A 17,618-nucleotide genomic window follows, 5' to 3' on the forward strand; every position below is an offset into this window, starting at 1 on the left:
ATGAATTCGATGCTGAGCCAGGTGCGTGCCATCGCCGAAACGATGGTGACCTCACCTGCCCATGCCAAGGCGCGCACGGCCATCATCGACATCGGGTCCAACAGCGTGCGCTTAGTCGTCTATGACGGGCCACGGCGCATCCCCTTCATCCTGTTCAATGAAAAGGTAATGGCGGGGCTGGGCGCGTCGCTTGGGCGGACGGGACGGATCGAGCCGGAAGCCATGGAGCGCGGATTGCGGGCGGTAGGGCGCTTTGCCCATCTGTGCCGCGAGATGGAGGTGCGGGACGTGCGCTGCGTCGCCACCGCCGCCGTGCGTGATGCCGCCAATGGCGAAGAGTTCATCCTGCGCGCCAAGGACATGGGCCTCGAAGTCGAGTTGCTGTCCGGGAGGCAGGAGGCGGTTGCGGCGGCCTATGGCGTTCTGTCGGGCATCCCCGGCGCGGACGGCATTCTTGGCGATCTGGGCGGCGGCAGTCTGGAACTGGCGCGGGTACGCGACGGCGCGGTGCATGAGACGATATCGCTGCCGCTGGGCGTGCTGCGCCTGCCGCAGATCCGGGCGAAGGGGCCAGCCGTTCTGGAACGGCAGGTGAAGAAGATGCTGGCGAAGGCGGGCTGGAATGCCGGACCTGACCTGCCCTTCTATCTGGTGGGCGGGTCGTGGCGCGCTCTGGCCCGGTTCGACATGCAGCTGACCAACTTTCCGCTGCCGGTGGTGCATCAATATGCGATGCCCGCCGCGCGCGCAGAGCAGCTGACGCGAATCGTGTCCCATGTGGGCCGGGCGCGGTTGAAGGATATTCCGTCGATCACCGGATCGCGCGTGCCGACTTTGCCCGATGCGGCGGCGCTGCTGTCGGTCGTCGTCCGGCAGTTGAAGTCCAGTGAACTGGTCGTGTCGGCCTATGGCCTGCGCGAAGGGCTGCTGTTCGAGGATCTGCCCGCTGACATTCGTACGCATGATCCGCTGCTGGTGGCGGCGGAGGCGGAGGGCGAGGCGCAGGGGCGCTTCGCGGGCCATGGCGACATGATCGACCGCTGGATCGGGCCGCTGTTCCGCGACGATGAGCCGTCCTGGCGGCGCATCCGCCGGGCGGCTTGCCTGCTGGCCGATGTGGGTTGGCGCGCCAATCCGGATTTCCGCGCGGAACGTGGGGTGGAGATTGCCCTGCACAGCAATTGGGTGGGCATTACGGCCTGCGAACGGGTGATGCTGGCGCAGGCGTTGCATAGCAATTTCGGTGGAGCTGCTGCCCCTGTCCCAGGCATTGGCGAACTGGCTTCTGCCGCAGCGCTCAAAAGGGCGACTTTGTGGGGGCTGGCTATCCGTCTTGGCCAGCGGCTGTCGGGCGGGGTCGAGGGGCCTTTGCTGGCGTCGAAGCTGGAGATGTTGGGCGACACGCTCGAACTGCGGCTGAAAGGCGTGGACATGGACCTGTTCGGCGAGGCGGTCGAGCGGCGGCAGCGGCATCTGGCGCAGGCCATGGGGGTCAAGTACCGGATGGCCTGGTGAGTGGGTGTGTGAAGGGGGGACTCTCTCCCTCTCTCCTTTAGGGGGAGAGGGCTGGGGAGAGGGGAGCAACGCCAAGGTCTAACAGGCCCCTCTCCCGCCTTCGCTACGCTCGGCACCCTCTCCCCTGAAGGGGAGAGGGGAAATTGCCCAACTTGCCCCCGCATCTATAAGGCCCTATTGCGCGCGCCCATGAACAGCAAGCACGCCCCCGACCCCGCTCTCCTCGCCAAGGCCGAAACGCTCGTGGAGGCGCTGCCTTATATGCAGCGATATGCGGGGCAGACGTTCGTCGTGAAATATGGTGGCCATGCGATGGGCGATCCCGAGGCAGCGCGCGATTTCGCCGAGGACGTGGTGCTGATGAAGGCGGTCGGCATCAATGTCGTCGTCGTGCATGGTGGCGGGCCGCAGATCGGCGCGATGCTCAAGAAGCTGGGCGTCGAATCGCATTTCGTGAACGGCCTGCGCGTCACCGACAGGGAAACGGCGCAGATCGCCGAGATGGTGCTGGCGGGTTCCATCAACAAGGAAATCGTCGGCTGGATTTCCGGCGCGGGCGGGAAGGCTGTGGGCATTTCCGGCAAGGATGGCGGGCTCGTCCTGTGCGAGAAGGTCGGCGATACGCGGGCGCCCGATCCCAATTCGGGGATTGAGCGCAATGTCGACCTGGGCTTTGTCGGCGATCCGGTGAAGGTCGACCGGTCGATCCTGGACACGCTGACGCAGAGCGGCATCATCCCGGTCATTGCGCCGGTGGGCATTGGCGCTGACGGACACACCTATAATGTGAATGCCGACACGATGGCGGGCGCGATCGCGGCGGAGCTTCAGGCTTCGCGCTTCTTCCTGCTGACCGATGTCGCGGGCGTGCTGGACAAGCAGGGGCAGTTGCTGACTGACCTCGACCCGGCGGCGATCAAGGTGCTGCAAGAGGATGGCACGATCAGCGGCGGCATGATCCCGAAGCTGGAAACCTGCGTGAAGGCGGTCGAGGGCGGCGTGGACGCTGCTGTCATTCTCGACGGACGGGTGCCGCATGCGATGCTGCTGGAGATTTTCACGAAGCGGGGTGCGGGTACTTTAGTGCGGCGGTGAGGGATTCTCGCACCGTCATCCCAGCGAAAGCTGGGATCTCGGGCGGCGTCGCGCTTCCTCTCCTGAGATCCCAGCTTCCGCTGGGATGACGACAGGAACCCTTGTCGCGGCCTCCCCCGCTCGGCTAGAGCAGCGGCAGTCAATTTGGAGACCGCATGGCCTACGCGCTCTATCAGATCATTGTCATCCTGCTCGATGTGCTGTGGTGGATCATCATCATCCAGGCGATCATGAGCTGGTTGATCGCCTTCAATGTCATCAACACGTCCAGCGATATCGTGCGCACGATCATCGTGGCGCTCGACCGGATGACGGCGCCGATCTACAATCCGATCCGAAGGGTGATGCCTGACCTTGGCGCGCTCGACCTGTCGCCGATGGTCGTGCTGCTCGCCATCCTCATCATCCGACAGGCCATATTGCCGCCGCTCTTCGGGCTGGTGTGAGCGTCTGGAGGCAGGACGGAAACGACCTGCTGCTCTCTGTCCGGTTGACGCCAGGCGCGGCGCGTGAAGATATTGGCGGGTGCTGGACGGATGAGAAGGGTGCGCAATGGCTGGGCGCGCGCGTCCGCGCCGTCGCGGAAAAGGGCAGGGCGAACGCGGCGCTCATTGCGCTGCTCGCCAAGGGGCTAGACTGGCCACGTAGCGCGATTTCACTGGAATCGGGTGACAGCAACCGGCTAAAGCGGCTTCGTATCAAGGGCGGTGTCGACGCGCTGGCGCGCCTGTCCGCCATCATCAAGGAACGGGTTGAGGCAGCATGACCATCGGCAAGATCATCGACGGAAAAGCCTTCGCCGCCACGCTGCGCGCGAAAGTGGCGGAGGGCGTCGCCGCCTTTGTCGAACGTACGGGGCGCAAGCCGGGGCTGGCCGTCGTGCTGGTGGGCGAGGACCCGGCCAGTTCCGTCTATGTCCGCAACAAGGGCAAGATGACGGTCGAGGCGGGCATGGAAAGCCTGGAGTTCAAGCTGCCCGCCAGCATCGGCGAGGATGCGTTGCTCGAACTGGTCGAGGAATTGAACGCCGATGACCGGGTGGACGGCATCCTCGTCCAATTGCCGCTGCCCGACCATATTGACGAGGCGGCGGTGATCGGCACGGTCGACCCGGCCAAGGATGTGGACGGGTTTCATGTCGTCAATTCCGGGCGGCTGGCGACGGGGCAGGAGGCGCTGGTGCCCTGCACGCCGCTGGGCTGCATCATGCTGTTGAAGGATGAGTTGGGCGACCTGTCAGGCATGGAGGCGGTAGTCGTGGGCCGCTCCAACATCGTGGGCAAGCCGATGGCGCAATTGCTGCTGGCTGAGAATTGCACTGTGACCATCGCGCATAGCCGCACGCGGGACCTGGCTTCGGTCGTGCATCGCGCCGACATCGTGGTGGCGGCGGTGGGCCGTGCCGAGATGGTGAAGGGCGAATGGATCAAGCCGGGCGCCACCGTCATCGACGTGGGCATCAACCGCGTGACGGATACCGAGGATGGCAAGAGCCGAATCGTCGGCGACGTCGCCACGGCGGAAGCGCTGGCCCATGTGCGGGCGATTACCCCGGTGCCGGGTGGGGTGGGGCCGATGACGATCGCGGTGCTGCTGCGCAATACGCTGGTGGCGGCTCATGCGCGCGCGGGGCTGGCAAAGCCGGAGGGGCTGTGACGGCAAGGCGGGCCGTCCTGATCGCGGCTTGCCTTATCGGGCTGGTCGCGGCGCGGCCGCCGATACGGCATCAGCCTGATCCCAGTTCCGTCTTCGCCGCCGAAATCGCCTTCAACCGTTTGGCGCGTGACAAGGGGCAATGGACCGCCTTTCGCGAGACCGCTGCCGAGGATGCGGTGATGTTCGTGCCGCAGCGGGTGCTGGCGAAGCAATGGTTGAAGGGCCGCGCCGATCCGCCAAAGCCGGTGAGCTGGACGCCGTCCACCATATATGTGTCGTGCGACGGCAATCTGGCGGCGAGCACAGGCAATTGGCGGCGGCCGGATGGAACGGTCGGCTATTTCACGACGATCTGGCGGCGGGACAAGCGGGGCGCGTGGGAATGGGTGCTGGATCATGGCGATACGCTGGCCGCGCCGCGTCCTGCGTCGGAGTTTCTGGTGGGGAAGGTCGCCACCTGCAAGCGGGGCAAAGCGCCTGAGGTGGTGGGAGCCAAGGCGAAAGCAGCAGTGCCACCTGCCGATGAAAGCCTGTTGTGGAATGCGGAGGTTGCGCCTGATGGCAGCCGCCATGTCAGCGTGCGGGTCTGGAACGGGACCGGCTATGACCTTGTGATCGACGACAGGGTGGCGGCGCCCGGAGCATGATCGAGCTGTTCATCTCCGCCTTTGTCACGCTGTTCGTGGTCATCGATCCGCCCGGCTGCGCGCCTATCTATGCCAGCCTGACGACCGGGGCGAGCCATGCGCAGCGGCGGGCGATGGCGATCCGCGCGGTTGGCATCGCGGCGGTGATCCTGTTTATCTTTGCGCTGTGGGGGAAGCAGCTGCTGGGGGTGTTGGGCATCGCACTCGACAGCTTCCGGATCGCGGGCGGGATCATGCTGTTCATCATCGCGATGGACATGGTGTTCGAAAAGCGCACCCAAAGGCGCGAGGACCGCGCGCACAAGATCGCCGAGACGCCTGAGGTCGAGGATGTGTCGGTTTTCCCGATGGCGATGCCGATGATCGCGGGACCGGGATCGATCGCCACTGTGATGCTGCTGATGTCGCAGGCCGAAGGACTCGGCGAGCGGCTGGTCGTCATGGGCGCGGTGCTGGTGACGCTGGTGCTGATGCTGGGCGCATTGCTGGCCGCTGGGCCGATCATGGCGCGGCTGGGCAGCAAGATCGAGGCAGTGATTACCCGGCTGTTGGGCGTTCTGCTGGCGGCGCTGGCCGCGCAGTTCGTGATCGATGGGTTGAAGGCGAGCTTTTAGAGCGTGATAGTCGTACGCGGAAGCATCCGCATTTAGGCTCCTTCTCGTCACCCCGGGCTCGACCCAGGGTCCCGTGCCTCGGCAGCGTCAGACAAGAAGCGGGACCCCGGATCAAGTCCGGGGTGACGATTACTCACATATGATCATGCTTTAGGTTCGTCCCGACAAGACGCCAGAATGCCCGCTAAAAAAGAAGCCGGGAGCGCTTGTGGCGCGTCCCGGCTCCGTTCGAAGTGGCGGCAGGCTTAAGCCCGGACGTCGCTTTCCGTGACCGGCGCGATCTTGATTTCGACGCGGCGGTTGCTGGCCTTGCCCTCGACCGTGGCGTTGGAGGCGATCGGCTGCGTTTCGCCAAAGCCGCGCGTTGCGATGCGGGCGGACTGGACGCCGTGGCTGGTCAGATAATCAGCGACCGACTGGGCGCGGCGTTCGGACAGCGTCTGGTTATAGGCGTCCGCACCGTCGCTGTCGGTATGGCCGTAAACGTCGATATAGGTTTTGGGATATTGCGCGAGCACGGACGACACTTCGTCCAGCGTCGGGCGGAACTGCGGTTGCACGGCGGCGCTGTCGGTGGTGAAGGTGATGCCCGACGGCATGCGCAGCACCAGATTGTCGCCATCGCGGATCACGTCCACGCCGCTGCCAGCGGTTTCCTCGCGCAGCTTGCGTTCCTGCGCGTCCATGTAAGCGCCGATTCCGGCACCCGCGACCGCGCCGATGCCCGCGCCCAGGATCTTTTCCGTGCGGTCCCGCTTGCCGCCAACGAGATCGCCGAGCAGATAACCGCCCAGCGCGCCACCGATGCCGCCGATCGCAGCCTTAGAAATCTGACGCTGCCCGGTGTTCGGGTCGGTCGTGCAGGCGGCGGTGGCGAGCATGGCGGCCAGACCTGCCGTGCCCATGATGCGATGAGAAATCCGCATAGATTCAGTTCCCTTTTTGTCTTGCACCCGAAAGCGCGGATGCAGGCCCCAATCGTCAAAGCCCGCCTTTTGTTCCACAGGCGAACTGAACCGCAGGTGAGGGGACGGTTGTGAAACTGTAAGGAACAGGGTTATAGGGCGTAGCTGACCACCATGGCCACGATCCCCCCGCACGCTCCGACGCCCTTTCCCTGGGCAGACCTCGTCATCATTCTGGCGCTGGTCGCTTTGAATGGCGTTTTCGCCATGTCGGAACTGGCGATCGTGTCGGCTCGCCGCCCCCGGTTGCAGGCGATGGAGAAGGCGGGGCGGCGGGGCGCGCGCACGGCGCTGATGCTGGCGAGCGATCCCGGCAAGTTCCTTTCCACGGTCCAGATCGGCATCACCCTGATCGGCATCATCGCGGGCGCCTATTCCGGCGCGAGCCTTGGCGGACCCGTCGGCGAGCGGCTCCAGCAATTCGGATTGTCGCCCAATAGCGCCGAGAGTCTTGGTTTCGCGCTGGTCATCGGCCTCACCACCTATGCCTCGCTGATCATCGGGGAACTGGTGCCCAAGCAGTTCGCCCTGCGCTCGCCTGAACCCATTGCAGTCATCATGGCGACGCCGATGCTCTGGCTCGCCAAGATCACCGCGCCGATCGTGTGGGTGCTGGACGGGTCGAGCGCGCTCATTTTCCGCCTGCTGCGCATGACGCGGGAGTCGGAACATCATGTGACGGCCGAGGAATTGCACCTGATCGTCGCGGAGGCGAGCCGGTCTGGCGTGATCGAGGAAAGCGAGCGCGCGATCATTTCGGGCGTCGTGCGGCTGGCCGACCGGCCGGTGCGCGAAGTCATGACGCCGCGCATGGATGTGGACTGGATCGACATCGGCGCGGATGATGAGACCATCCGGGCGAGGCTACTCGAAACGCCGCATACCCGTCTGCCAGTGGGGCGTGGAACGGTCGAGGATATTATCGGCGTCGTGCAGGCGCGCGACATCATGACCGCGCTGTTCAGGGGAGAGCGGCTGAACCTGGAGTCATTGATGCGCCGTGTGGAGGTCGTGCCCGATCAGGTCGATGCGATGGACGCGCTGGAAGTGCTGCGCCGTGCGGACGTGCCCATGGTGATGGTGCATGACGAATATGGCCATTTCGAAGGCATCGCGACGCCCGCCGACCTGCTGTCCGCCATCGCGGGGCATTTCGCGTCCGATCGCGACGTGCATGATGAACCTGACCTTGTCGAACGGGAGGACGGCAGCTTGCTGGTGTCGGGCCAGATGCCGATGGACCTGCTCGCGGATCGGATCGGTATCGACCTGCCCGAGGACCGGGATTATGCCACGGTGGCGGGCCACGCGCTGTGGCTGCTCAAGCGCTTGCCTGAGGTCGGTGATTTCATCGACGACCAGGGTGGCGATTTGAAATTGTCGATATGGATGGGCGCAAAATCGACAAGCTGCTGGTCGCGGAGCGTTAAAACGGCCTTCTGGCGACATTGCAGGAGATTCGGGTCGGCTTGTGACCAGGGCCGGTCATAAGGACGCTTGATTCCGATAGGCGAACGCACCCATTGGCTTGGGCGAGATAATTCGATATTTCGGATTTTATCGAATAGTCGAATCGGAAGGTCGCCATCCGTGGCAGGTGAAAATCAGCAGATGTCGTTACCGGACGCCGTCGAAGCACTGTCGGCATTGGCGCATAATCACAGGCTGGCCGTCTTCCGCCTGCTTGTTCGTGCAGGGGCCTCAGGTGTCCCGGCCGGAGAAATAGCGCGCGAAGTGGGCGCATTGCCCAGCACGCTCTCCACGCATCTCACCATCCTGGGGCACGCTGGCCTGATCCAGTCCCGACGCGAGGGGCGATCGGTTATTTACTCCGCCGATTATGAGGGGATGGGTGATCTTCTGAAGTTCCTCGTTTCCGACTGCTGCGCAGGACGTCCGGAAATCTGCGCGCCTTTGGTCGCCATGGTGGACACCGCAAATTGCTGTTCGCCTCAATGACAGTCATCCGCAACATTGCCGCTGAAGCCTTGGGCACGGCCATGCTGTTGGCCGTCGTCGTGGGGTCGGGGATCATGGGACAGCGGCTTGCCGCCGGTAACGATGCGATTGCATTGTTGGCGAACACGGTGGCGACCGGGGCGGGCCTCGTCGTCCTGATCCATATGTTCGCGCCGCTGTCAGGCGCACATTTCAACCCGGCGGTAACGCTTGTTTTCCTGCTGCGGGGTGAAGTCACCCCCCAAAAGGCTTTGCAATATGTGGTCGCACAGATTTGCGGCGCCGTTGTTGGCGTATGGACCGCGCACGCGATGTTCGCCGAACCAGTGTTGCAAATCTCAACAAAATTGCGTGACGGCTGGGGGCAGGGTTTTGCGGAAGCCGTCGCCACCTTCGGCCTGATCGGGACGATATTGACGACACAGCGGTCCCGACCCGAGTTCACGCCGACGGCGGTGGGGCTCTACATCACGGCCGCTTACTGGTTCACGGCGTCCACATCCTTCGCCAATCCTGCCGTGACCGTGGCTCGCGGCCTGACGAACAGCTTTGCGGGGATTGCGCCATCATCGATCCCCTTGTTCATCGGCGGCCAAAGTGCAGGCGCCATAGTCGCGCTGATGGTGTTTGGCTGGCTTTTACAGGAGGACCCGTATCGTGCCTGATACCTTTCCCATTAGGATATATCACAATCCCGATTGCGGCACGTCGCGTAACGCGCTCGCGATGATCCAGGCTGCGGGCTATCGTCCCGAGGTCATTGAATATCGCGACATCGGCTGGACCCGTTCCCTACTGGAGCGCCTGCTCGCTGATATGCGCGCGTCGCCGCGTGATCTGTTGCGAGAAAAGGGCACGCCTGCCGCGGAACTCGGCTTGATGGGCGCGGATGCCACGGATGATCAAATCCTGGCGGCGATGGTTGAGCACCCCATTCTTGTGAACCGTCCTATTGTGGTCTCCCCCCTGGGTACAAAGCTGTGTCGTCCGTCAGAGGTCGTATTGACCCTATTGGACCGCCAGCCCGAGAGATTCACCAAGGAGGATGGTGAAGTCGTAAAGCCCTGAGACGACCCGAGTTTCAAAAGGGTGCATTTCCCAAAACGCAACGGGCGCGGCATTCACTGCCGCGCCCGTCAGGTTCAACAGGAGGGGCCGACCCCTCCGCTATTATTTGCCAGCAGCGGCAGGTCCGGTCGCCGGAGCCGCGTTGGCCGGGGCCTTGCCCTCTACGCTTTCAGCGGCGTTCGTCGCATTGGCGGCGGCTTCGCCGGGCGTTGCGCTCGCTTCTGCGGGTGCGGCATCGGCGGCGGGCAGGGGCAGGTTGGAACCCTGCGTGTTGAGCCATGCGATCAGGTTGGCGCGGTCGGCCGGGTTGCCGAGGCCCGCGAAGGTCATCTTGGTGCCGGGCGCGAATTCACGCGGGCTGGTCAGCCAGTGATCCAGATTCTCGAAGGTCCAGTTGCCGCCCTTCTTTTTGAGCGCGTCGGAGAAGGCGAAGCCGCCCTTGCCCTGTCCGATGCCTTCGCCAACGGTAGCATAAAGGTTGGGGCCGATGCCGTTGGCGCCGCCCTGGTTGACGGTGTGGCAGGCCGCGCACTTGGCGAAGACCTTTTCACCGGCGGCGACATCCGCGCTGGCGAGAAGCGTGTTCAGGCCGGGACCAGCAGCTGCGCCGCCTTCACCCTCGGCCTCCACGCCTTCGATCGCGTAGCCCATCTTTTCGGGCCGTTCGTCATGGAAATATTTGGAGCTGACGATGCCGCCACCCAGCGCAATGATCCCCGCAAACAACGCCCAGCCTGCAATGGTGTTGAAACGATCACTCATTTCGCTTGGATTCCCTTGAATTTCTGTTCTGGCGGCTTGGTTTCCGCGCCCCCTCTAGCGCGCTGCCATAATGACGCAAGAGCGAACGTGCAAGCATGGTTGGAAGCTGTGGCGCCTTCGCCGGTGTCAGTCGGGGATTCCGACACGCTTGCGCGCGCGTGGAGGAGTGCCTAAGCGCGCTTCATCCATGGAAAACTATCCTGCCCCCGCCCGCGCGCTGGTCGCGGAACTCGCCGAAAAGGCCGCAGCGGACCCGTCGCGCGCCATCGCCTATCAAGGCGCGCCGGGCGCCAATTCGCACCTTGCCGCGCTGGGATATGCGCCCGATTGGGTGCCGCTGCCCTGCTTCGCTTTTGAAGATGCGATCGACGCGGTGCGCAATGGTTTGGCGGCGCGGGCGATCATTCCCATCGAAAACAGCCTGCATGGCCGGGTCGCCGACATGCATTTCCTGCTGCCCGAATCGGGGCTGCACATCGTCGATGAATATTTCCTGCGCATCCGCCACTGCCTGATGGCGGTGGATGACAGCCCGGTAAAAAGCGCGATCAGCCATCCGCAGGCGCTGGGCCAATGCCGTCATTATCTGCGCGAGCGGGGTATACAGCCGGTGACCTATGCCGACACGGCGGGCGCGGCGGCGCTGGTGGCGGAATCGCGCAAGCCGGGGGAGGGTGCGGTCGCGCCCTATCTGGCGGCCGAGCTTTATGGGCTGAAGATGGTGGCGGAGAATATCGAGGATAGCGACGACAATATGACGCGCTTCCTTGTGCTGTCGCGCGAGCCGACCATGCCGGAGCCCGATGATGCGCCGGTCATGACGACATTCCTGTTCGAGGTGAAGAATGTGCCCGCCGCGCTGTACAAGGCGATGGGCGGCTTTGCGACCAACGGCGTCAACATGACGAAGCTGGAAAGCTACCAGCGGGGCGCGAGCTTCGCCGCGACGGAGTTCTTCTGCGACATTGAGGGCATGCCGGGCGACCCCGCCGTTGACCGGGCGCTCGCCGAACTGGAATTCCACAGCAAGTGGGTGCGCATGCTGGGCAGCTATCGTCAGGCGCGGCCCCGGACCTGATGGGGTGACGGGCCGGGCGCTGCTGCCTATAGTCGATCCCATGCTGGCCGCGATCCTTCTTTCCGCTCTTGCCATGAGCGCGATCGTGGCGGTGCGCTACCTGATCACCAGCGGCGGCTTTGCACTGGCGACGCGTGTCCGGCAGCCGGGCCTCTATGCCGGGCTGGACCCGCAGATCCGGCGGGAGATTGCGTGGTCGCTGGCATCGGCGTTGATCTACGGCATTCCGGCGGGCGTGGTCGCCTGGGGATGGCAGGCGCAGGGCTGGACGCGCATCTATACAGACGCTGCTGCCTATCCGCTCTGGTATCTGCCTATATCCGTGCTGCTATACCTCGCGGCGCATGATAGCTGGTTTTACTGGACGCATCGCTGGATGCACCGGCCGCGCCTGTTCCGCGCCGCCCATGCCGTGCATCATGCGAGCAGACCGCCAACGGCATGGGCCGCGATGAGCTTTCACCCCTGGGAAGCGTTGAGCGGCGCCATCGTCATTCCTGCGCTGGTGTTCCTGATCCCCATTCATGTCGCTGCGCTGGGCTGCGTGCTGGCGATCATGACCTTGATGGGCGTGTCCAACCATATGGGGTGGGAGATGTTTCCGCGCTGGATCGTGCAGGGACCGGTGGGCCGCTGGCTGATCACCGCCAGCCATCATCAACGGCATCATGAACAATATAGCTGCAATTACGGGCTTTATTTTCGGGTCTGGGACCGGCTGTGCGGGACCGACCGGGGACTGGGCGATTTTAGGAAGATGCACGGATGAAGGAAAAATTGCTGCTCGCGGCCGGGGCCATGATGATCCTGCCCGGCGCCGCGCCGGTGGGCCAGCCGCAGCCGATCAGCATCGAGGTTGAAGGCCTGCGATCGCTCAAGGGAAACCTGCTCGTCTGCGTCGCCCGGTCGCCCGCCTATTTTCCCGATTGCAGCCATGATCCCGATAAGCGCCATCTGGTCGTCGCCGCCACATCGGGGGCGATCCCGCTGGGCGACTTGGCGCCCGGAACCTATGGGGTCGCGATCATCCATGATGAAAATGGAAATGGGAAACTCGACACTTTCGTCGGTATTCCGCGCGAGGGCGTAGGGTTTTCCCGAAACCCGGCCATCCGGTTCGGCGCGCCCAGTTTCCGCTCTGCGCAATTCACCGTGACCGGGTCGGCGATGCGTCAGGACATAAAGGTCAAATATTTCCTCTGATTGCATCCATCCGGAACTGTAATGGCAGCGAAACATTCTAAACGCTGACTATTTAGATGGAACAGGGGATTTATGAACCATCGACAGATATTGTTCGCGGGCCTTGCCTTTATTGCGCTGGGTGCCGCCGACACCGCTTTTGCCCAGACGAACGACAGCAATGTGCTCACCGTCGGGATCGGCGCCGCCGTCATTCCCAGCTATGAAGGGTCGGACGACTATCGGGTGATCCCCGTCCCGCAGCTGCGCGGCAAGGTGAGCGATTTCGCCTTCTGGACGCGCGGGCCGAGCCTGTATTTCGATGTCATTCCCAATCGGGGGCAGGATATCGACCTGCAATTGGGGCCGGTGGCGGGCGTTCGGTTCGATCGGTCGAGCCGCAAGAATATCAAGGATGCCGCGGTGCGCGCGCTAGGCGAACGCGATAAGGCGGTGGAGCTGGGCGGCTTCGTCGGCATCGGCAAGACCGGCATCCTGACCAGCGCCTACGACAATCTGTCGGTGCGCGTCGCCGTGACGAAGGATGTCGCGGGCGCGCATGAAAGCTTCATCGTGACGCCAGCGATCGAATATTTCACGCCGCTTTCCACGCGCAGCTTCGTGGGCCTGGGCGTGTCGGCCGATTATGTGGGCAAGAAATATGGCCGCTATTATTATGATGTCGATGCCGCCGGGGCGCTGGCGTCGGGCCTGCCGGAATATTCGCGCGCAGGCGATGGTTCGGGTTTCAAGAAGGTCGGCGTCAACCTGACCGGCGGCCTGTCATTGTCGGGCGACATCCGGAAGGGCTGGGCGCTGTTCGCGCTGGGTGGCTATTCGCGGATGCTGGGCGACTATGCGGACTCGCCCATTGTGAGCATCGCGGGGTCCAGGAACCAATGGATCGGCGCGGTCGGGGTCGGCTATACCTTCTGATCTTGTGCGGATAGGGTGACGCCCCACATAAGGCGCTGTATGGACGCGGCACCCAAGCGCAACAAGGCAGGAGAATACGGCAGTGGCGACCCTAGGAATGAGCGACACCGATAAAGCAGCGGTGGAGGCGTTCCGCCGTGACGTGGTGGACCCGTCGCGCACCAGCCTGGTCATTGTCGATTTCTGGGCGGAATGGTGTGGCCCCTGCAAGCAGTTGACGCCGGTCATCGAAAAGGTTTGCGCCGACTATGCGTCCAAAGGCGTGAAGCTGGTGAAGATCAACGTTGATGAGGATAAGTTCATCGCCGCCCAGTTTCGTGTCCAGTCGATCCCGACCGTCTATGCCGTGTTCCAGGGCCAGCCGGTCGCCGATCTCAGCCAGGCGCGAACCGAAGGGCAGCTGAAGCAATATCTCGACCAGTTGCTGGCGCAGTTGCCGATCGAATCGGATGAGAAGACGCAGCTGGAGGAAATCGCCCCGCTCATTGAAATGGGCGAGGAAATGCTGGCGGGCGGGGAGCCAGACCGCGCGCTTTCGGTGTTCGAGCAGGTTGGCCAGATGGTGCCTGACAATGCGGATGTCGCTTCCGGCCATGCCCGCGCACTGGTGGCGCTTGGGCAGCTGGATGAAGCGGAGGCCGTGCTCGCCGCTCTGCCCGCCGACGTAGCCAAGGATCAGGCGATCGACCGCGCCCGCGCCGCCATTGCTTTGGCGCGCGACGCCAGACCCGTCGCCGACCTGTCCGGGGTCGAGGCGAAGGTCACCGCCAATCCCGACGATCATGATGCGCGCTTCGAACTGGCGGGCGGCCTGATGGCGAATGGTGAGCGGGACCGGGCAGCCGAGGAACTGCTGGAGATTGTCCGCCGCGACCGCGAATGGAATGAAGGTGCGGCAAAGGCGCAGTTGCTCAAGCTGTTCGAGGCCACCGGCCTTGAAGACCCATGGGTCGCGGGGCAGCGGCGGAAATTGTCGCAGATCCTCTTTTCCTGACGGCACGGCCGGTGAACCGCGCGCGCGTCTCCATCTTTCCGCTGTCCGGGGCGCTGTTGCTGCCTGGCATGGACATGCCGCTGCACATATTCGAGCCGCGTTACCGGGCGCTGATCCATGACGCCATGGCGCGGGACCGGCGCATCGGCATGATCCAGCCGCGCGGGGAGGGGGTCAAGCCCGCCCTGTTCGATGTCGGATGTCTGGGCCGAATAAGCGAGTTCGAGGTGCTGGATGACGGCCGTTTCAACATCATATTGGAAGGGCTGGCGCGTTTTCGGGTGATCCGCGAACTCGACGTCACCACCGCCTTTCGCCAGATCGAGGCCGATGTCGAGCAAGCGCCGGAGGATGAGGTGCTTCACGCCGTCGAGCGCGCGGCGCTTGAACAGGAATCGCGGCGTTTTGCCGAAGCATTGGGCTATGTCGTGGACTGGACCGCCGTGTCGCGGCTCGACGACACGTCGCTGGTGAACGGCATAGCCCAGATCGCGCCATTCGATCCTGCCGCCAAGCAGACCTTGCTGGAGGCGGACAGCCTAAGCGAGCGGTGCGACCGGATCATTCAGCTGATGCAGATCGTTGGCCGGATGGAGCCTGATGGCGGGGCGACGATGCAATGATTTCGCCGGACCCTTATCTGTTGGCGAAGCTGGTCTGCCCTGTGACGCGGATGCCGTTGCGATGGGATGCTGAGAGCAGCGAGCTTGTTTCGGAGGCGGCGGGTTTGGCCTTTCCGGTGCGTGATGGCGTGCCGGTGCTGGTGGTGCGGGAAGCGAGGTCGCTAGGTTAGAAAATCCTCCCCATCGAAAGATGGGGAGGGGGACCATGCGAAGCATGGTGGAGGATTTGACTCTAAGACTCCAAAGCCGTCTCGATCAGATCCCGGCCTTCCTTGCTGTTCCAGTCCATCGCGCCGATCACGCGCAACATCTCCTTGCCCTCCCGGTCGTACAGCACGGTCGTGGGCAGCATGCCGGTGGCATAGTGGAAGCCGAACTGGTTTTCCGGATCGATGAAGCTCTTAAGGTGCGGCAGCGCATGCTTGGCGAAGAAGGGCTTCACCACGCTTTCGCCCTGGCTGTCCTGAGATATGGTCAGCACGGCCAGACCCTTGGCCCCGTAAGCCTTGGCGACGGCATCTAGGGTCGGCATTTCCGCGATGCAGGGCGCGCACCATGTCGCCCACAGGTTCACCAGCAACGGCTTGCCCGCGAAATCCTGCAAGGTGGCGTCCTTGCCATCCGGCCCGGCGAAGGCGAAATCGGGGGCGGGGGTGCCTGCCTTTGAACGGTCGAGCGTGAAGCTGAACGCGCCTTTGCCGCTTTGCGGGGCGGCCGTCCCCTCTCTGGGCGCCTCGCCGCTTGTCGGGGGGACTGGCGCGCTGCTATTGGCTTGATCTTGCCCCGCGCCCGGCGATTGCCTATCGCACGCGCCGAGGCCAGCCAGCAGGAGCAGTGTCATTACGCAGGGCAAAGTTGATCGGGACGGGGAAGGTCGCACGGGAGACGGCTCCAACAGCATGTGGGGCGGACGCTTCGCAGCTGGTCCGGCTTCGGTCATGCGCGAGATAAATGCCTCCATCCCGTTCGACAAGCGATTGTGGAAGCAGGACATCGCAGGGTCGAAAGCGCATGTGGCGATGCTGGCCAAACAGGGCATTGTCGAAGGCGAGGACGCGCAGGCAATCACCGAGGGGCTGAACCGCATCGCCGCCGAGTATGAAGCGAACGGCGTGCCGGTTAATCTGGACCTTGAAGACATCCACATGGTGACCGAGTCCCGGCTGGCCGAACTGATCGGTCCGACGGCGGGGCGGCTGCACACAGCGCGCTCGCGCAATGATCAGGTGGCGACCGACTTCCGCCTGTGGGTGCGCGATGCGATCGACGAGGTGGCGGCGGGGCTTGAGGCGCTGCAACAGGCATTGCTGACCCGTGCGGAGGAGCATGCAGATGCGGTCATGCCGGGCTTCACGCATCTCCAGTCCGCGCAGCCGGTGACGCTGGGCCACCATTTGATGGCCTATTTTGAGATGGTGCGCCGTGACCGCAGCCGCTTTGCCGATGCGCGCGAACGTCTGAACGAATGCCCGCTGGGCGCGGCGGCGCTGGCCGGGACGGGCTTTCCGATCGATCGGAAAGCGACGGCGGCGGCACTGGGCTTTGCCAAGCCGACCGACAACAGCCTCGATAGCGTCAGCGACCGCGACTTCGCCCTCGATTATCTGATGGCGGCGACACAATGCAGCCTTCATTTGTCGCGCCTCGCGGAAGAGTTCATTATCTGGGCGAGCCAGCCCTTCGGCTTCGTGAAGTTGCCCGACGCCTATTCGACCGGCAGCTCGATCATGCCGCAGAAGCGCAATCCTGACGCCGCCGAACTGGTGCGCGGCCATGCCGGGCGGATCATGGGCTGCATGACGGCGCTTTGCGTCACGATGAAGGGCCTGCCGCTCGCCTATTCCAAGGACATGCAGGACGACAAGCCGCCGGTGTTCGAGGCGCATGATTTGCTGGGTCTGTCGATCGCGGCGATGACCGGGATGATCGAGACGGTGACGTTCCGCACCGATCGGATGCGCGGCCTTGCCGAAAGCGGCTTTGCCACCGCCACCGACCTTGCCGACTGGCTGGTCCGCGAAGCCAATGTGCCGTTCCGAGAGGCGCATCATATCACCGGCCGCGCCGTCGCGGCGGCAGAGAGTGCGGGCACGCCGCTCGCCGACCTGCCGATCGAGACGCTGAAAGCCATTGACGCCCGCATCGATGAGCGCATCTATGCGGTGCTGACGGTCGATGCGTCGGTCGCGAGCCGCAAAAGCCATGGCGGCACCGCGCCCGATCAGGTGCGCGCGCGGATCACTCAGGCGCGGAAGGAACAGGCATGAGGATCGCCATCAGCCGGAACATCGCCTTCGCCCTGCTGGCGCTTGGGGTTGCCGCCTGTGGCGGACGTCAGCCGTTAAAGCCGGTCGCAGGGCAGAAAATGCCTGCGGTGCCGGTCGGCGCGGTGGCTGCCCCCACCGCGCAGCAGCTCATGACCCCATCCATGCAGTCGCGGCCCGAGCGGAGCGTCGACATCCTCTCGCAGTCGGAGGAGCGCAAGGATGATCCGTTCAACCTGCCGCCCGAAAACCAGCCCTGA

22 protein-coding genes and 1 pseudogene are annotated in these 17,618 nt (G+C 64.0%); 20 read left to right on the forward strand and 3 right to left on the reverse strand.

Annotation, left to right across the window (positions count from 1 at the left end):
• The 7 genes from ACWNC0_RS08940 (at position 1) to ACWNC0_RS08970 (ending at position 5,527) form a co-directional block, all read left to right on the forward strand.
• Positions 1-1,515: a Ppx/GppA phosphatase family protein gene (locus tag ACWNC0_RS08940; protein ID WP_449471055.1), complete on the forward strand. Its 1,515-nt coding sequence runs from the start codon at positions 1-3 to the stop codon at positions 1,513-1,515.
• A gap of 189 nt (positions 1,516-1,704) precedes the next feature.
• Positions 1,705-2,610 carry an acetylglutamate kinase gene (argB, locus tag ACWNC0_RS08945; RefSeq protein WP_230463238.1) on the forward strand — a complete coding sequence of 302 codons (906 nt, stop codon included), beginning with the start codon at positions 1,705-1,707 and terminating at the stop codon, positions 2,608-2,610.
• 155 nt (positions 2,611-2,765) lie between these two features.
• Complete coding sequence (locus ACWNC0_RS08950) at positions 2,766-3,056, forward strand: YggT family protein (protein WP_196225267.1); 291 nt, start codon at positions 2,766-2,768, stop codon at positions 3,054-3,056.
• The gene (locus ACWNC0_RS08955) at positions 3,053-3,376 is read left to right on the forward strand and encodes a DUF167 family protein (protein ID WP_449471057.1); all 324 of its coding nucleotides are present in this window, start codon (positions 3,053-3,055) and stop codon (positions 3,374-3,376) included. Before ACWNC0_RS08950 ends, ACWNC0_RS08955 begins: the two co-directional genes overlap by 4 nt.
• Positions 3,373-4,266: a bifunctional methylenetetrahydrofolate dehydrogenase/methenyltetrahydrofolate cyclohydrolase FolD gene (gene folD, locus ACWNC0_RS08960; protein WP_449471059.1), complete on the forward strand. Its 894-nt coding sequence runs from the start codon at positions 3,373-3,375 to the stop codon at positions 4,264-4,266. The genes ACWNC0_RS08955 and folD overlap by 4 nt, the downstream gene beginning before the upstream one ends.
• Complete coding sequence (locus tag ACWNC0_RS08965) at positions 4,263-4,913, forward strand: hypothetical protein (RefSeq protein ID WP_449471061.1); 651 nt, start codon at positions 4,263-4,265, stop codon at positions 4,911-4,913. Before folD ends, ACWNC0_RS08965 begins: the two co-directional genes overlap by 4 nt.
• Complete coding sequence (locus tag ACWNC0_RS08970) at positions 4,910-5,527, forward strand: MarC family protein (RefSeq protein WP_449471062.1); 618 nt, start codon at positions 4,910-4,912, stop codon at positions 5,525-5,527. The genes ACWNC0_RS08965 and ACWNC0_RS08970 overlap by 4 nt, the downstream gene beginning before the upstream one ends.
• Positions 5,528-5,772: 245 nt before the next feature.
• On the opposite strand, the gene ACWNC0_RS08975 is transcribed toward ACWNC0_RS08970, so the two are convergent.
• Complete coding sequence (locus tag ACWNC0_RS08975) at positions 5,773-6,453, reverse strand: OmpA family protein (protein ID WP_449471064.1); 681 nt, start codon at positions 6,451-6,453, stop codon at positions 5,773-5,775.
• Positions 6,454-6,606: 153 nt separating this feature from the next.
• Here ACWNC0_RS08975 and ACWNC0_RS08980 point away from each other — a divergent pair.
• From ACWNC0_RS08980 to arsC, 4 genes and pseudogenes are all read left to right on the forward strand, one after another.
• A pseudogene (locus ACWNC0_RS08980) lies at positions 6,607-7,922 on the forward strand (hemolysin family protein).
• Positions 7,923-8,103: 181 nt separating this feature from the next.
• The gene (locus ACWNC0_RS08985) at positions 8,104-8,451 is read left to right on the forward strand and encodes an ArsR/SmtB family transcription factor (protein ID WP_449471066.1); all 348 of its coding nucleotides are present in this window, start codon (positions 8,104-8,106) and stop codon (positions 8,449-8,451) included.
• Entirely contained in the window at positions 8,448-9,116 is a 669-nt protein-coding gene (locus ACWNC0_RS08990) for an aquaporin (RefSeq protein WP_449471068.1), read from the forward strand. The genes ACWNC0_RS08985 and ACWNC0_RS08990 overlap by 4 nt, the downstream gene beginning before the upstream one ends.
• A complete protein-coding gene (arsC, locus tag ACWNC0_RS08995) occupies positions 9,109-9,519 on the forward strand; it encodes an arsenate reductase (glutaredoxin) (protein WP_449471070.1) in 411 nt (136 codons plus the stop codon). Before ACWNC0_RS08990 ends, arsC begins: the two co-directional genes overlap by 8 nt.
• Before the next feature lie 102 nt (positions 9,520-9,621).
• Here the strand turns inward: arsC and ACWNC0_RS09000 are convergent, their stop codons facing one another.
• Complete coding sequence (locus tag ACWNC0_RS09000; RefSeq protein WP_449471072.1) at positions 9,622-10,281, reverse strand: c-type cytochrome; 660 nt, start codon at positions 10,279-10,281, stop codon at positions 9,622-9,624.
• Between the two features lie 187 nt (positions 10,282-10,468).
• Here ACWNC0_RS09000 and ACWNC0_RS09005 point away from each other — a divergent pair, with 187 nt between their 5' ends.
• From ACWNC0_RS09005 to ACWNC0_RS09035, 7 genes are all read left to right on the forward strand, one after another.
• Entirely contained in the window at positions 10,469-11,359 is an 891-nt protein-coding gene (locus ACWNC0_RS09005) for a prephenate dehydratase (RefSeq protein ID WP_449471074.1), read from the forward strand.
• A 40-nt stretch (positions 11,360-11,399) separates the two neighbouring features.
• Positions 11,400-12,128, forward strand: a complete 729-nt coding sequence (locus ACWNC0_RS09010) for a sterol desaturase family protein (protein WP_449474583.1) — start codon at positions 11,400-11,402, stop codon at positions 12,126-12,128.
• Positions 12,125-12,562, forward strand: a complete 438-nt coding sequence (locus ACWNC0_RS09015; RefSeq protein ID WP_449471076.1) for a DUF2141 domain-containing protein — start codon at positions 12,125-12,127, stop codon at positions 12,560-12,562. Before ACWNC0_RS09010 ends, ACWNC0_RS09015 begins: the two co-directional genes overlap by 4 nt.
• Before the next feature lie 72 nt (positions 12,563-12,634).
• Positions 12,635-13,477, forward strand: coding sequence for a MipA/OmpV family protein (locus tag ACWNC0_RS09020; RefSeq protein WP_449471078.1), 843 nt, complete (start codon positions 12,635-12,637; stop codon positions 13,475-13,477).
• 82 nt (positions 13,478-13,559) lie between these two features.
• A complete protein-coding gene (locus tag ACWNC0_RS09025; protein WP_449471080.1) occupies positions 13,560-14,471 on the forward strand; it encodes a tetratricopeptide repeat protein in 912 nt (303 codons plus the stop codon).
• Positions 14,472-14,482: 11 nt separating this feature from the next.
• Entirely contained in the window at positions 14,483-15,094 is a 612-nt protein-coding gene (locus ACWNC0_RS09030) for an LON peptidase substrate-binding domain-containing protein (protein WP_449474584.1), read from the forward strand.
• Positions 15,091-15,264: a Trm112 family protein gene (locus tag ACWNC0_RS09035; protein ID WP_449471082.1), complete on the forward strand. Its 174-nt coding sequence runs from the start codon at positions 15,091-15,093 to the stop codon at positions 15,262-15,264. The genes ACWNC0_RS09030 and ACWNC0_RS09035 overlap by 4 nt, the downstream gene beginning before the upstream one ends.
• Positions 15,265-15,326: 62 nt before the next feature.
• On the opposite strand, the gene ACWNC0_RS09040 is transcribed toward ACWNC0_RS09035, so the two are convergent.
• A complete protein-coding gene (locus ACWNC0_RS09040; RefSeq protein WP_449471084.1) occupies positions 15,327-15,935 on the reverse strand; it encodes a TlpA family protein disulfide reductase in 609 nt (202 codons plus the stop codon).
• A gap of 58 nt (positions 15,936-15,993) precedes the next feature.
• On the opposite strand from ACWNC0_RS09040, the gene argH reads away from it, so the two are divergent.
• Both argH and ACWNC0_RS09050 read left to right on the forward strand, forming a co-directional pair.
• Entirely contained in the window at positions 15,994-17,361 is a 1,368-nt protein-coding gene (gene argH, locus ACWNC0_RS09045) for an argininosuccinate lyase (protein WP_449471086.1), read from the forward strand.
• Positions 17,358-17,618, forward strand: a complete 261-nt coding sequence (locus ACWNC0_RS09050) for a hypothetical protein (protein ID WP_449471088.1) — start codon at positions 17,358-17,360, stop codon at positions 17,616-17,618. Before argH ends, ACWNC0_RS09050 begins: the two co-directional genes overlap by 4 nt.

The organism is Sphingobium chungangianum, from assembly GCF_977014255.1.